A 15,291-nucleotide genomic window follows, 5' to 3' on the forward strand; every position below is an offset into this window, starting at 1 on the left:
GCACTTGAACATCTCACCTATTTTTTCCGGTTCTTATCGTCTAGGCGATGTTGAATTTCTCTTAAAGCCAGTAACAGTTGAATTCACCTCGGTAGAAGAAAAAGAGGCGCTTATTCAATCTGGCCAAAAGCATTATTCAGACATGCTGAGTCAAGAGCCTGAGCCAACTCAGTACCACCTTGAGCTGTTTAATAAGGCCTATACTATTGGCGCTGAGAGATTGGCTAATGAAGTCATGATGTTGGCTGTGGCCTTAGCTAACGAATACGAAGACACTCCCATTGTTTTGACAAGCCTAGTACGCGCTGGCGTGCCTTTAGGAGTGATGTTACAACGGGCATTAACCATGATGGGCAAAGAATCCTATCACTACGGCATTAGCATCATTCGCGATCGTGGCCTTGATGAGCAAGCACTCTCTGTCATTGAAGATCGACATGGTACTCAAGGCATCGTTTGGGTAGATGGCTGGACTGGTAAAGGAGCAATCACTCATGAACTGACAAAGGCTCTGCGTGGTCGGTGTGGATACCCAACCCAACCTCGCCTCGTGGTTTTAGCTGATCCTTGCGGGTGTGCTTGGCTCTCAGCCACTGATGATGATTGGTTAATACCATTCGGAATTATGGGAGCCCCCGTATCAGGAATGATCTCTCGATCACTCTATAGCGATGAAGGTTATCATCAGTGCATGGTCTGTAATCATCTTAGTGAGTATGAATGCGGTTTAGCTTTGGTGGATGCCGTTGAGAAATTCTGCCTAGAAATAAATCCGCACAACGTACCAGTTATTGATGCAAATGCACAACAGACATTAAAAACTCTTGAGTGGAAGCAAAGCAAAGCGGTCATATCGAAGCTAGTTGATCGTTATGACGTATCAAGCACTAATCGCATAAAACCAGGGATCGCTGAGGCGACCCGCGCTGTACTACGCAGAGTCCCTGACCAAGTGCTTGTTCGCTCAATAGAAGACCCCGACGTATCTCTTTTGGTTTATCTTGCCAAGGAGAAAGGCGTTGAGATTACAGAAGTAGGCGACCTTATCGGTCAATATCGTGCTGTAACGATTATTAAACAGGTGCTCTGATGAAAAAGGAACTTTCCGCTTATAGTTTAGGGGCGACGCTCTACATGCCAGCTACACGCACTGACATTGTACACACAATTGTAGCCGGTAAAATCACAGGGTTGCGTTCTCTAGTTATTTGCCTAGAGGATGCTGTATCAGGTCATGACATGCCTTTTGCTTTGAGCAATCTGAGCGGAATGCTGACAGACCTTATAGAAGCCAAGCAAGATACTAAACATATTGAATGGCCGCTGATATTCATACGTCCAACTAACGCTGATATCGGCATGCAATTGGTACACAACTATGATTTGTCAGCGATTGATGGTTTCGTGCTTCCGAAATTCAACTTGTCTGATCTTGCCAGATGGACGGATATATTAGAAACAACCCACTTATACTGGATGCCCACTCTTGAGACAGCAGAAGTATTTGACGTTAACGCAATGCAGGCTTTAGCGACTGCCCTTGAAGCTCACCAATGCCGAGATAGAATTCTTACCCTTCGAATTGGCGGGAATGATTTAATGAATTGTGTTTCTTTACGTCGCTCTCGTGAATTCACTTTATATGACGGTCCAATGGGTTATGTTATTAAAACTTTGGTCGCTGTATTCGTATCAAAAGGCTTTGCTTTGACTGCTCCTGTCTGCGAGCACATTGATGATCATCAAATTCTTGAGAAGGAATTAGCGCTGGATTTAGCGCACGGCCTAGTAGGTAAGACAGCGATTCACCCAAATCAAATTACCGTTATTCAACGCGCATTAATGGTGAGTGCACTTGATCATCAAGACGCCCTTAAGATAATTAACTCATCACAAGCTGTCTTTAAATCTGGTGGCGCGATGTGTGAGCCCGCAACACATCGCCGCTGGGCAAAAAGCATATTAGATCGGGGGTACTATTTTGGCGTCAGCCATTCAGAAATCACAACTCCATCATCTATTCAAATTCAGCAAAGGTAATCAAAATGGGATTTCGATTTCGACGTAGTATCACAATTATTCCAGGCATTCGATTAAACCTTAGCAATGGCTTGCCAAGCCTATCCGTTGGCCCTCGCGGGGCATCAATATCAGTTGGAAAACGGGGCACTTATGCAAATTTAGGGCTCGGCGGTGGATTAAGCTATCGAACAAGGCTTGATCGAGCCGCTGCAGCTTCTAACACTGCCGCAATAGAGCGATCAGAATCGAAGGAGGAGTTACGCAACACTCTTCAATCTACCATAGAACAAATGGAGTCAGCTACTAGGCAAATTATTAATGTCCACACACTGACGCCAAATCCCGCTCAAGGGCACTCTATGAATGAATTGCGTGATCATTATGTTAAAGCCGTAACTAGCCCGTATGCTTTTGCTGCCCCAGAAAGACCTGAAAAGCCAGTCATTCCACCAGCCCCCATAAAACCAACAATTGAATTAGAAACAGGGTTTTTAAAAAAACTATTTGAATCCCAAGAAGATAGACAAGAAAGATATGAAGCAGCTCTTGCGATCTGGGAGCGCTCAATGCTTGATTGGGAAAGAGAAAAGGCCTTAGTAGAAAAGCGATATCAATCTACACGTATGGCATGGGCCGAACAGTATGCTCTTTGGCAATTCGAGTCATCCAATCATCAGGCAATGATTACCACTAATATAGAAATCGCTCTTGGACGCTTTGACTCTGATTCAGTATTTTTTGAGACCATTCTGGATGATGCTTTGCAAAACACTGATTGGCCAAGAGACACATCCATATCGTTTGAGGTACTCCCCGAACAATCTTTAATTAAACTCGATGTGGACCTACCTGAAATTGAAGATTTGCCTCAAAGTTATTTCATCCTAAACAGACAAAGAACGGAAATTGTAAAGAAGGAAATGACCCAGAAAGCAATCAGAGAAACCTATGCGAGACATGTTCACGGCATATTGATGAGACTAATAGGGATCGCTTTATACGCTCTACCCTTTGAGCGTGTGAGTATATGTGGATTTACTCAAAGAGTAAGTAAGGCTACAGGTAATTTAGTGGATGACTATATAATTGAATGTGACGTAGATCGTTCAGCGTTTCAGGAAATGAATTTTTCATCCTTAGATAACATTGATCCTATTGTGGCCATCTCAAGGTTTAATCCAAACAGGAAGATGAGTACGACCTACGTTTTTCAATCTATAACCGTAAACGGATTTACCAATATCTAATGGTAAAAAAGATGATGTTAAGCACAAAGCAAAAACAAATTTTCACAATAGCAATTTTGCTGTCGTCTGGAAAGCAAGTTTCTGCAACGGTAATTCTAAACGAGGTAGGCTGTTCAATTGCGTCCCTTTCCCGCTATCTAAGAGATCTTCGCGAAACATACAATGTGACGATAAAATACAGCAAGAGTAATCATTCTTATCAATTGACCGATTTTGGGAGACTTACTCCTTTTGAAATCAATCAAATGAAACAAAGTATCAGCAAGGCGAAGGAATTAACTTCCTACAAGATCATCAGCCTAACTAAAACTAGCAAAGTTTCGATCTCCATATCACTGTCCAAGCTAGCTCTTCTAAAGTTAGAAAGTACTGCTAAAGAAATGAAAGTGTCAAGAAGTCACCTGATTGAGACCCTAATCAACTCAATGTAGCGCTAGAGCAGAGCATCCACCATAGTGCCGGTGGATGCTCAAATATTGTTAATCAGTTAAGCTTAATACACCATTTTCATGAATTGTTTGCATCCAAATATAGCTGGTTCAATTAACGCGTGAATAGACTCAGCCCCCCATCTCAAGCCTCTCTTCGCCGAGCAATTTTTTTCATCAGAGAAGCAACCGGTCCAAATGAAGCGATAAGCTCTACTAGAGAGCCTTAAGTGCTCCGGTGATACGCTATAAAATCCCCCTCGCCCATTTAGAAGTCACCTCAATACGCTGAATGGTATTGTAGGCAAGCGTCATATACCCCGTCCCTTCATTAGGTTTTGCATCTGATAGGTTATAATGTTTGGCGTCAACGTGTACTGCTCTTTTAGAAGTACAACCGGTACAAGGAGTTCAGTAATTATTGCGTTCAACCGAGCTTTATCCACATCCGAACCGATGGTGTCCATCACGATCGGAACTATTTTCTTTAATATTACAAAATGAGCAATATCAACGTAGTCCATTTGATTTGATGATGCCTATTCCGCTGATATAAGCTTTTTCACCTGTACGATCGTTGTCTTACTTAGGTTGTCAGAGATTCCATTTTCTCTCGCTTTATGCTGTATTTCCGTATAACTAAGCCCCCATCCAAGTGTGGCAAGCTACAACTCTTTTGTTTTAAATAGTATTATGACGAAGAAGTCGAGAAAATCTCTGCAATCCTATGATTAGGAGAAGTATATCCACTTATATGGACCCGCCCGACTGTTGCAAGCTATTTCGACATTACAGAGTAAAGTTGCACGCTTATATTCGACCTACTTTGATTGAGCATATCTGCTCGGCCATTAAAAGATGTGCGCTCACTTCCTCTAATCTCCTACTCGGCTTTGATGAGCCAGGGGGATCCCTAGGGTGAGTGAGCCGGTTTTATCTGTTTTGTCTTAATAGTCTGCGCAACGCTTTGGGTATGCCTGCTTTAAACTGTTTATCTCTTTATGTGATTGCTTTGTGCTAGCTCTGATAGTGTGCGTCTGCTTTTGAGAGCAAACTCCAAGCGATTCGAGTCAGTTTATTTGCTAACGCAACGACGATCTTATTCGGATGCTTACCACTACTTTTCATCCGCTTTGCCCAATCCGCTAAACGACCAGTTGCTCCGTCTTTTAACAGGACGCGATACGCTGCTCTAGCACCATGAACCAACTGCTTTCTCAGGTATTTATTGCCTTGCTTACTAATCCCTTTGTGCTTTTCTTTCTCACCACTGGAGGCCTGCTTAGGTACAAGCCCTAACGAGGCTGCCACATGCCGACCACTTCCGAAGCGTTTAGCGTCGCCGATATAACACCACAGCAGAGACGCATTTATGATGCCAAGACCAGGAATATCCATGAGCTTCTGACATTCCTCATTGCCCTTTGAATACTCCTTGAGTATCCGATCGTAGCGTTTCACATGTGCTTCTTTTTCTAACCACTGTGATCGCAGATCATCCAGTAACAGCCGACCTCGATGGGTAATGGGTTGTTCAGCATCTTCCAGGAGTGTTGGAAGTAAGTTCTTAATAGCCGCTTCGCCGGTTGGTATGACTACGCCCATATCGGCTAATAAACCACGGATTTCATTACCTGTTGCAACGCGCTCGCGAACCAATCGTTCTCTCACCCGATGAATCGCTTGCAGATCTAATTGCTCTTCACTTTTAACCGAGACCGATGGAATCGATGGCAGTGATGCCGCTAAAGCGATAGCGGCAGCATCTCGTTGATCGTTCTTATTCACTCGCACAAACGGCTTAACATATTGAGGAGCGAGCAGTTTTACTTGGTGCCCCATCTTCATAAACTGTCGAGCCCAGGCATGGGCACCAATACAGGCTTCCATGGCAATCAAACAAGGAGGCAAATTAGCAATGGTGCTTCTCAGCTCTTCTCGACGCAGTCTTTTCTTTAGTACCTGCTTGCCTTGCTTGTTCTGACCATGCAATTGGAAAACATTTTTCGCCAAATCGATGCTTAAGATGCTAATGTTCTTCATAGGACTCGCTCCTTTTAACTTGGATGCCGGACAGGCTTTTGTTTGCACATTAAGCATGGCACATAGTTAAGAGGGCGAGTCCATCTTATTTCCTACTTATAAATAGTGTACGATTAATACAAACAACTACTTTTCAGCCTGAACAAACTCCACCAACTCAGAAACCTCACAATCAAAGTAGATACACAGCTTATCTAAGTTGTCTGTCACCGTATTGTAACCTCTCTGATTCGCCATTTTCGATAGTGTAACCCGACTCACTCCGGTCTCTTCAGCTACTTCCCCTATCGTAATACGGCGATTTTCATTGAAAGATTTTTTCGAGATTAACTCTTTGATTTTAAACCTTAACACACCCAACACCACCTAAACGTTAAATATAATTAACAAAAAGACTTTGACATACACAAAAGGACATCTTAATATCAACTCATTGTTAAATACTTTTAACAATTAGAACTTGTTATGTACTAAATGGAGATTGATATGAACACTTACCTTACCACAGAACAGTTGGCAGAGAGAATCCAATACAACCCTCGCACCATCAGAAATGAGCTTGTTGACAGCTGCTTACTTGAAGGACGCCATTACATTCGCCCATTCAGCCGTCGCAAGATTTTGTTTATTTGGGAAACCATCGAGCAAGACATGCTTTCACAGGCATCGGACACAATTGCTATGGCGTATGAACCTGAGGAGGTGTAACTATGGCCAGCGTAAGCGTCAGAAAAGAAACCAATACTCTTTATCTAGACTTTCGGTATATGGGAAAACGTTGTCGTGAACAAACAACACTTAAGCCAACTTTGGCTAATAGAAAGAAGCTTGAAAAACTACTTGTTCTAATTGAATCGCAAATGCTTGCAGGGACATTTCGATATGCACAACACTTTCCTAGCAGCAAAAACGCCGCGAAGTTTGCCGATCAAGAATTGCAGTTACATGACCCTAGCCAATGGGAAAGCAAGCAGAAAGAGTTGGTTGCACCAACCTTTGAAGAATACATTTGGCCTTGGTTTGAGCGACAAAAGATATCCTGGCGTCAGTCTCATATCGTTAATATCGAGAGCATGATACAGAAGCACTACTTGCCATTTTTAGGTGAGAGAAAAGTCGACAGCATCACTCGTAATGATCTCTTAAAGTTTCGTTCAGCCCTCGCCAAAGTGCCCGGACGAAACGGAAGAGAAGGTTTAAGCAATGCACGCATTAATAAGATCATGGATCCATTAAAACGCATATTTGAGGACGCTGCCGAGGAGTTCGATTTTATCACTCCATACATTCGAATCAAACAGCTCAAATCTGCTAAAACAGATGTTGAGCCATTCACTCTCAAAGAAGTGAACTACATTCTGGCCAATGTGCGTGAAGACTACCGTGATTACTATCTAATTCGCTTCTTCACTGGCATGCGTACTGGCGAGATTGATGGTCTGAAGTGGAAATATATCGACTTCAATAAGCGCATTATCAAAATTCGTGAAACCATTGTTGCAGGTGAAGAAGATATTACAAAGACAGAATCTTCTATCAGAGATATTCGAATGTCGCCACCTGTGTTTGACGCTCTTAAGCGACAGCAGGTACACACCGCTCGATATGGAAAGTTTGTATTCTGTAATCGTGAAGGTGAGGCACTCAACCATAACAATGTGACCAAGCGTGTTTGGTATCCATTATTGAAACGACTGTGCCTTGAAAAACGTAGACCTTATCAAACTCGCCACACAGCAGCCACCTTGTGGCTTGCTGCTGGGGAGTCCCCAGAATGGATAGCCCAACAAATGGGCCATTCAAATACCGAAATGCTATTTCGTGTCTATTCGCGATATGTTCCGAACCTAACTCGCATGGATGGTAGTGCAATGGAAAAACTTTTGTCTGAAAAACTGGAGATCAAGCATGCCTAACAATTCCAAATCAGCCATTCAGCCCCTACTAGCAGATGCGAAAGAACTGGTTCGTTTTAAAGGCTGCTACCTGCTTGAGTCAATTCAAACCAAGAGATTAACCAACGGACATAAGATCAAAGTCGCTACTTTCTGTGATGTAGAGAATACCGGCACACTGGAAGTACGGTTACTTGGCGATTCGTGCCAGTATATCGAGCAGTTCACTTTAGAATATCTGCAGGTTGAAATTGCATTTAAACGATTAAAGAAAGTTCAGTTTTATTACTTGGCTTGGTTTGAAAGCATTGAGCGCACTAAGACTTTTATAAATTGTGAAACTAGACACTCTATACAAAAACAATTATTCAAAGTTGATCTGATCAGACGAGCTAACAACATCGCCTCAATCAGTACGCGAAAGCTTTGCAAAGAGCTAATTCAAGAGATCATACAAACCAAGTCGACTGTCGTACTACACCATTTGGTTAAAACTCAGTATAAGCTATCAGACGCGGAACTCTGTCTAAAGCTCACCCAAATGGCTCTTGGAGAGACTGAAAACATTTGGGATATCGGCTTTTTCCTGAGTATGTCGTCGAACCAAGGCTCATACGAGCTATGGGAAAACCTGTTACTGGGAAGCCGCTAAAATCCAGGCATGATCAATCATTAAAATACCGATTGATCATGCCACTTTTAAGCCTACTTTATTCACTCGGTTTAAAATCAAAATTAGGAACAAAGCATGACTTAACTGCGGCATAAAAACTGAAGTTCCATCAAGGAAGGATGCGCTTTTCACAACCAAGCAACGCTTAGTCATACCCCGATATCGGCGAACCTCTAATTCATCACCGTAGGTTGCTTTAATCCCCAAAGAAAGTAATGACTGCTCCCACTCCGAAATTTTATCAAGTTCAATTTTAAATGAATGAGTATTAGCATCCCAAGCCTTTTCCCAAATACCCATCAATGACTCAAATTGATCAAAACCCTCAGTCTCAAGTTTTAAAAGCTTTTTCAATAAATCAACAAAGGTGCTTCGCTCGAAATAACGAATAGCTTCTTTCGATCGATACTCCTTTGGCAAGTCAGTGGAACTCTGAAGAGATAAAATATTGTATGCTCGATAAATAATCTGATGATCAGAGATGGTTGTTTGATACGCTTCAGCCACTGCTTTGACCCATGCCTCAGACAGATCATACCGCTCTAAAAATGGTAATTGATCTAACTTCAGAAGCCCTTGATTTCGCTTCTGACTATCAGCACTTATTAGCTCTAAATAACGTAAAGCTTGCTCAACATCCTTAAGTAATAGAACCCGCTCTTCACATAAATCCTGCTGCCAAAGAGATAGCCGCAAATCGGGTCGCTCTTTACCTAAGTAAAGTTGCTCTAAACCCTCAGCGTTTGCTCCCAAAATTTTTGGTAGTGCCAAGTATGCTGCTGATGCATAGTGCCTTGTCTTATCAACTCTAAGCGTGGTCAGCTTTAGATTACAAAATGCCGCTATCGCCTTGTCTAATTTTGCATTCTCTTTATGCTGTTTTTCACTTAAAAGCCAGCGCCAATAATGCGTTAAGTGAATGTAGCTTCCTAACGAAGTTCGAGCATTACTGTGACCCACTATCTGCGCAAGGGCTGGTAACAGAGCACTATCATCAGAGCTAGATGCTATCAAGCGAGCCCTAAACCTTAAGTTAAAGCCTTCAACATCACCATCAGGTAGAAATTGCTTAATACTTTTAGCAATTGCATCAGTATTACTATTCGACAACATCAATGCTGTTGCCATAAAGTTAATGCCAGAATGCCTACAATCATGAAGACGAGCTTGTGGGTCACCTGTTGCCAACTTCAGAGCCTCTATTACACGAGTAAACAGCCTGTCTAAAGGCCTAATGCGCTTTTTAGAAAGCAAGTCAAAAAATATGGGGGTTTTGGAGCCATACGTAGCAGCACGAGCAACAAACGCCTTTAACAGCTCTAATTCATCTGAATCCAGTGTTAAATCTAGAGGAACCCGCCTATTCCCACTGAGCGTTTTGACTGTTCCCCATTTATTAGATCTAACAAAACAGAGCATGTCATCGAAGGAAATGTCTTTAACCGTTAAACGTCGGGCCTCTGCCCGTCTTAAAGCCAATTTGAAACACAATGATAAAATAATAGAACAAGTATCTTTGTCTTCAGCGTTCATATAAGGGTCTTCCGCAATCAGCTTCTGAGCCAAAGAGAACTCTTCCGGAGTAACTAAATTTGCATGATATTGCTTCTTTGGCAGCTCTATATCTAAATCGCGCCAATCCACTTTAGCAACATTGAAAAACCTTTGGACTGCAGAATGAAATGACTGAAGAATCGGTAAACGCTGGCTTCTTGAATCGACATTTCCACTGTCTATCACTTGCTGATAGATATCTAACAACTCATCACTGTCTAAATGTTGCAGTGAACGCAGCTCAACCAAGCCACAAAGTATTTTCCCCACTTTGGAGAAGTACGTTTTAATCGTTCCTACTTTTAACGATTTTCGATTACTTCCTCTGTTCCGCTTCGAAGCCCATAGAAGCCAAGCCAATACTAGAACCATAATCTCAGGTAACTGCATCGACCTTTTAATCAATGAATGAACATCATCATAGCTACCTCCTCCGCCAACTAAATTTAACCAATATTCACCGATCAACTTGGTAGAGTTAGCAGAGCCAGAGTTTAAAAATTTATTAAATTCTGTACAAAAGGCTTTTAGACCATCACTTGAGTCAGAGTGACTAACAAATAGGTGCCCTGATGAATTTGTAGGATCGATCCGGGCAGGCTCAAGACAGGATTTTTCAAAGTAGCGCTTTGGCTTTATCAACCTAGCCAACACCGTTTGACTTAATGGCTTACTCTCAACCGTTCCCATTCTTAAACCATAAAGGACGCCAGTTTCATTATTTCTAGGAGCATGCTTTAGCCTGGCAGAAAGGGATTGCAGTGATATTGCTCTGTGGCCGATGATTGAACTTAAAGCGTATGCAAGTTTAACCAAAGGGTTATCATAAGAATCGGGGCTACTACTTTTAACATCCTTTCTAGAGCCTTTCCTGCCCTCACGAATAATGGAATTAAGCCGTTTTGAAAGTTGAGCTTCAGATACACTCAGTCCCTGGTGGGGAAATCGGTTAAGCCATAGCGCAGCTAATAGAGCACTTTTCCCACCAATAAAAATTGTCTCGTTTTCTATTTGCGCAGTTAAAAAGCCATTTAAATAGCAAAAATGTTCGATTTCGATCTTCGGCTCTTTTTTTGACAAAACACGAAAAACTGCCTCTTCTCCGTCGTGAAGTAAAGATAGAACAAGCAATAATTCTAAATCTAATCCATCTAACTTAAATGTCTTTGATAGAATAGATTCGATAACTGCCGTCAATCCTGAATCGAGTACGGTCATGTATCGAGAAGAAAGGCCAATATCGAATGGTAAAACTTTCTCAGCAGATGGCACTAAGACCAATTTGTTTTTCAATAGCTTTCTAAAATCATCAGGCGAGAGAGAACTATCTGTGTCGAAAGACTCAATGAGGCTTGGAACATAACGCATTGCATATTCAAGGACTAGAGGCTGATCATCCAACATAACGTTGAGAATTTCATATAGTGTTTGATCTTCAAGTAACGCCTTTTCATAAGCAGCTTCAACAGCCTTTTTTGCTTTGGCTTTGATTGCTTTTATGGCATTTTGCTTAATCCTATTAATATTCGTTGGAAACTTAATAAAACGTTTTTGTCGGCCAGCCTTCTGTTTTTTTGTTAACGAAAATTTAACATCTTTGGATTTCCGAATAGCACTAAAGCCTAATTCGTGCAGCATATTCTCTAGAAGAGCTCTGTGTATTTGCTCTTCGTCTCCCTCATTTATGGATAAAGAGGTGCATTGGAAGGAGTGCATATCACTGGGGACATGACCTGTTTGCTTGTTGAGAATCCTTGCACCTTCGATCGAGGACAACAAATACTGATAGGACAGCTGACGCATAGCGTTTTGTGGTAAAGTCCAATCCTCGCCAAGAAAGTGAGCTATTTGCGACGTAGACGATGGAAGAAGCTGATCGTCATCAGACCAAATTCCTAAAAATGGCTGTCCGCCATTTAATTCCAATGAAGCAGCTAGCTTAATTGCCATTTCTAAATTAATGCGCTTTAACTTTACTGCTAAGCACCTAATCCAAGAGATAGTGTGCTTAATCTGATCTGATAGGATGTTTGGTAAAGGAAGGTATCGAGAAGCAGACTCACTAAAGTGAATTTTGTCGGCAATCAATACTCTTTTAAATGAGTCGTCCCACATTGCCAATTCAACAAAGCTGCCGGACAAGCGACGATGAGATGTTGATATAAAAAACGCTGTAAGCGTATAAGACACCAAAGCGTTATAAGCTTCTTTAAATTCAATTTCAGACTTTAACTTATTAAAGTCACTATAAACTTTAAACAGCCTATCTTTATTTATTCTTACTCTGCTTGAAAAAACATCTTTATCAATTGAAAAATCACACCCATTAAAACCCATATTTTCAGGAATAGATCTAATGGTGGATGGCAAACCAATTTCTTCAGTTACCTCAGAATAAATTTGAGTAATCCGTGACGACCTAAGAGACATATAATAATGCCAACTTAAAACACCAAATTCAGTGTTCGCTAAAATTAAAGAAGAAACCTGAAGACCATAGCGATCAGCAATCTCACCAAACAAAGCATATCTAACCGAGCGCTTAGTCATAGGCCGATTCAGACTAGATTCTTTTGAAATTTTATTTAACTCAAGATTTACAATTTCATTGAATTGATCAACATAAGAAATTTCGAAAAAGCTTGCAACACGCTGAATATCATCATGTGCAAATACAGCATTAAAGTCTGCTAAAAATGCGTCGGGTATTGGTAGCGCTAACCAAAGGCTATTAGGATTCAACCATTTTTTATCATTCACAGATGCTTTAAATGAGTTCTCAAGCTCTACATTTTTACGCCAATATAGGCCTCGTTGAAGATCCAAAACAGCATAACAATCTTTGTCCTTTAAACAATTTTGAATATTTTTATCTGAATCTGTGAGAACGTGTATCCCAAGCACCTCATGGGCTTTCATAGATGATAGATAAGTTAACTCAAGTAAGACTTTTGCTGATGTCGCTGGCTGGGTAAAGAACCAAGAAATTAGAGCTTCGTGTTCTTTTTTTGTATGCCTTACAGGGGCTAAAATTAGGCCCCGCTGTTCATTGGGCTGACCTGACAATCTTGCATTTATAGCCCTGTTAGTAAGAGCTAAGGGAGTGAATGACTTGGTATCAATTTCATCAATGCAAACCGGCGTATGGTCATCAACATCAACCTCCCCATCACCAAAATCAATAAAGTAAACATCATCATTTGGACCTGAGGGGCGAATTGGTGAAGGCTTACCAGCATAGGCTCTCCTACTCTTCTTCTTTTTACTTAGATTTTCATGAGCAAAGCTAATACCCGTTATAGAGTTGATACCACGCTTAACTAAATTCTCCCAGTAATAGTGAGAAATTTTAAAGACATCAGACATTTCATTAACAAAAACATCCATTGTTTTAAAAAAAACAGCGTTATCAGGAACGCTCGATATTTCCTTATAATTATTCCGTAAAATTTGACCTATATGTAGAGCAGCGTTAAAAATACTTTTTTTATCACGATTACTTTTATTAGGAGCGGCTAATGCAAAAAATAATGACAGCTGAAGGTATTTAGCTGCATAGTGATTACTTGAATAGTTATTAGGTAGGCGATCGAAAATTGATAAACTGAGAACTGGCGAGCTACCTATTCCTTTATCAGTTTCTTTTTTCAATCTCTCAAAGGATACTATTTCTTCACTATCACTAAAGAATTTTAAAATTTTTAAGGCTACTTCTGCATCAAATTCAATCCCTAAGCGATTCTCTTTTGCTACCTCATAAAAAATTCTAGACAAATTATAATAAGAGGTTATTCTAAAACTTTTTAGAACACTTTCTTGCCAACCAGATTCTAAATCATCAATCAATCCTTCTATCAGCAAAACTCAATCCCTTGTTGCTTATAAAAATCAATGCTTTCTTTCTCTTTATCATTAACTGAATATGAAATCAGATTAAAAAAATCTTTCCCAACCTTCCTTACATTTAACTCAAATGATTTACTGCCTTTTATTAATGCATCAGGATTATCTTTAATAAAATCGTTAAACTCCCCCTCACCATCAAGAAAAACTTTAATCGACTTGCTGCTTTCGTGATCAAGAAATCTTATTGAATAATCTGTATTTGACATTCCGCTAACAGAGCTTTCAGATATGACAAACTCAGACTCCTCTTCTTTTTCGTCAAACTTAGGAGGTTTTTTATCTGTTAAAATGTCATAACTCTTTTTATTGCTATCAAATTCAACACGAATCAATCCGCTTTTGTCTGACATCTTGTATATGCGATTCATCACTTCAGAGAAAAGCTTTGACATATATACATCCATATCGTCATAGCAGTCTTTTTCATCGTTTGATATTTTAATAGATACATTTTCCATGACTTCAGAGAAATGTTTAAAGAGATCTAACAAACTACTTTCATTAAAAAACTCTAACGAAAGATTGTCATCAAAGGAATATATTAATGAAACCTTTGTAGGAAATGAGTCATTGCTATGCGGACTTAAATTTTGATAAAAGAAATTGTCTAACTCGATGGCTATTGATGAAGGATAATCACTTTGAGATTTTGAAATCATCCAATTGTAAAAGTCAACAAAGTGCACTAAGAGGAAATCTAAATGCCGATAGAAGGCCGTCGTTTTCTTTGTACCGCACTGTACACGTACACATTCTCCATGAACTTGCGGAAGCTTCTGATCACTCATCACTGAAAAAGTACAAATCTCTTTATCCAAACGGCCATCCTCATAAGCTACATACACCCTAAGTGATTAATCTATATACAGATTAGAGCGAAAGTCAACAGACAACTGTACAAACGTACAGAGGTTTGAGGTACAGCATGTGTTGAGCTAAGGATAGACAAGAAGAAATTTAGCCTACAAAAGCACTCTCTTGGCCACAAAAATAGACCTTCCAAAATCACCGTCACAAATGTGAACTAGCCCTACACCACTGCCTTCTCAGCAACCGTTGAAGTAGTGCATTAATATCCAAAAAAGTACTTGTTTAGGACTTCTATGAACAGATTTTGTATCACTTTAGGCAACTTATACCAGAATGCCCGATGCAGAAATTTCCTCATTTTAGATCAATTAAGGATGCATTTTAGCCCTAATTATTAGAGGTAAATGAATGTGTAATTATGGAATTTGGCACAGAATAGTCACGCATTCGCCACATGACTTTTTGACTAAATCATTTGGAGCCAGCTAGCAAAGCTGCGTTAGAAAAATGCTATTTAAAAATATACTGACAATTAAGCTCATTAAGTAGAGACATATTGGTTGATATGTAAATATCAAATTGAGATTAAAAAGATGTGACTTAAAAGAGGGGATTACATGAAGAATATCTTTATAAATCAATAATATGCAGTTGGTTGCGGGAGCCGGATTTGAACCGACGACCTTCGGGTTATGAGCCCGACGAGCTACCAG

10 protein-coding genes are annotated in these 15,291 nt (G+C 40.4%); 6 read left to right on the forward strand and 4 right to left on the reverse strand.

Annotated elements, in window-relative coordinates:
* Nucleotides 1-4: 4 nt before the first annotated feature.
* From ASC49_RS18405 to ASC49_RS18415, 3 genes are read left to right on the forward strand one after another with little or no spacing between them, the layout of a single operon-like run.
* Nucleotides 5-1,090 (forward strand): cysteine protease StiP family protein, encoded by a 1,086-nt coding sequence (locus ASC49_RS18405; RefSeq protein WP_055464704.1) that lies wholly within the window; start codon nt 5-7, stop codon nt 1,088-1,090.
* Nucleotides 1,090-2,040, forward strand: a complete 951-nt coding sequence (locus ASC49_RS18410) for an HpcH/HpaI aldolase/citrate lyase family protein (protein WP_055464705.1) — start codon at nt 1,090-1,092, stop codon at nt 2,038-2,040. The genes ASC49_RS18405 and ASC49_RS18410 overlap by 1 nt, the downstream gene beginning before the upstream one ends.
* A gap of 5 nt (nt 2,041-2,045) precedes the next feature.
* Nucleotides 2,046-3,269: a DUF4236 domain-containing protein gene (locus ASC49_RS18415; protein WP_055464706.1), complete on the forward strand. Its 1,224-nt coding sequence runs from the start codon at nt 2,046-2,048 to the stop codon at nt 3,267-3,269.
* Between the two features lie 1,445 nt (nt 3,270-4,714).
* Here ASC49_RS18415 and ASC49_RS18430 read toward each other — a convergent pair.
* Together ASC49_RS18430 and ASC49_RS20220 are read right to left on the reverse strand one after the other, a co-directional pair.
* The gene (locus tag ASC49_RS18430; RefSeq protein WP_055464709.1) at nt 4,715-5,740 is read right to left on the reverse strand and encodes an IS110 family RNA-guided transposase; all 1,026 of its coding nucleotides are present in this window, start codon (nt 5,738-5,740) and stop codon (nt 4,715-4,717) included.
* 126 nt (nt 5,741-5,866) lie between these two features.
* Nucleotides 5,867-6,106 carry a helix-turn-helix domain-containing protein gene (locus ASC49_RS20220; RefSeq protein WP_342667552.1) on the reverse strand — a complete coding sequence of 80 codons (240 nt, stop codon included), beginning with the start codon at nt 6,104-6,106 and terminating at the stop codon, nt 5,867-5,869.
* A gap of 120 nt (nt 6,107-6,226) precedes the next feature.
* On the opposite strand from ASC49_RS20220, the gene ASC49_RS18440 reads away from it, so the two are divergent.
* From ASC49_RS18440 to ASC49_RS18450, 3 genes are read left to right on the forward strand one after another with little or no spacing between them, the layout of a single operon-like run.
* Nucleotides 6,227-6,448, forward strand: a complete 222-nt coding sequence (locus ASC49_RS18440) for a hypothetical protein (protein ID WP_055464711.1) — start codon at nt 6,227-6,229, stop codon at nt 6,446-6,448.
* A gap of 2 nt (nt 6,449-6,450) precedes the next feature.
* Nucleotides 6,451-7,656 (forward strand): Arm DNA-binding domain-containing protein, encoded by a 1,206-nt coding sequence (locus tag ASC49_RS18445; protein ID WP_055464712.1) that lies wholly within the window; start codon nt 6,451-6,453, stop codon nt 7,654-7,656.
* Nucleotides 7,649-8,287: a hypothetical protein gene (locus ASC49_RS18450; protein ID WP_055464713.1), complete on the forward strand. Its 639-nt coding sequence runs from the start codon at nt 7,649-7,651 to the stop codon at nt 8,285-8,287. Before ASC49_RS18445 ends, ASC49_RS18450 begins: the two co-directional genes overlap by 8 nt.
* Nucleotides 8,288-8,323: 36 nt before the next feature.
* Here ASC49_RS18450 and ASC49_RS18455 read toward each other — a convergent pair whose 3' ends face one another.
* Nucleotides 8,324-13,723, reverse strand: coding sequence for a site-specific integrase (locus ASC49_RS18455; protein WP_055464714.1), 5,400 nt, complete (start codon nt 13,721-13,723; stop codon nt 8,324-8,326).
* Nucleotides 13,717-14,586, reverse strand: coding sequence for a hypothetical protein (locus ASC49_RS18460; RefSeq protein WP_141656879.1), 870 nt, complete (start codon nt 14,584-14,586; stop codon nt 13,717-13,719). Before ASC49_RS18460 ends, ASC49_RS18455 begins: the two co-directional genes overlap by 7 nt.
* Nucleotides 14,587-15,291: the final 705 nt, after the last annotated feature.

Source organism: Marinomonas fungiae (assembly GCF_001418205.1).
In the GTDB taxonomy this organism is placed as follows: Bacteria; Pseudomonadota; Gammaproteobacteria; order Pseudomonadales; family Marinomonadaceae; genus Marinomonas; species Marinomonas fungiae.

What these genes read in the sequence shown, in the direction of transcription:
- ASC49_RS18410 (WP_055464705.1), top strand. Translation starts at nt 1,090, where the DNA reads ATGAAAAAGGAACTTTCCGCTTATAGTTTAGGGGCGACGCTCTACATG.
- ASC49_RS18415 (WP_055464706.1), top strand. Translation starts at nt 2,046, where the DNA reads ATGGGATTTCGATTTCGACGTAGTATCACAATTATTCCAGGCATTCGA.
- ASC49_RS18430 (WP_055464709.1), bottom strand. Translation starts at nt 5,740, where the DNA reads ATGAAGAACATTAGCATCTTAAGCATCGATTTGGCGAAAAATGTTTTC.
- ASC49_RS18440 (WP_055464711.1), top strand. Translation starts at nt 6,227, where the DNA reads ATGAACACTTACCTTACCACAGAACAGTTGGCAGAGAGAATCCAATAC.
- ASC49_RS18445 (WP_055464712.1), top strand. Translation starts at nt 6,451, where the DNA reads ATGGCCAGCGTAAGCGTCAGAAAAGAAACCAATACTCTTTATCTAGAC.
- ASC49_RS18450 (WP_055464713.1), top strand. Translation starts at nt 7,649, where the DNA reads ATGCCTAACAATTCCAAATCAGCCATTCAGCCCCTACTAGCAGATGCG.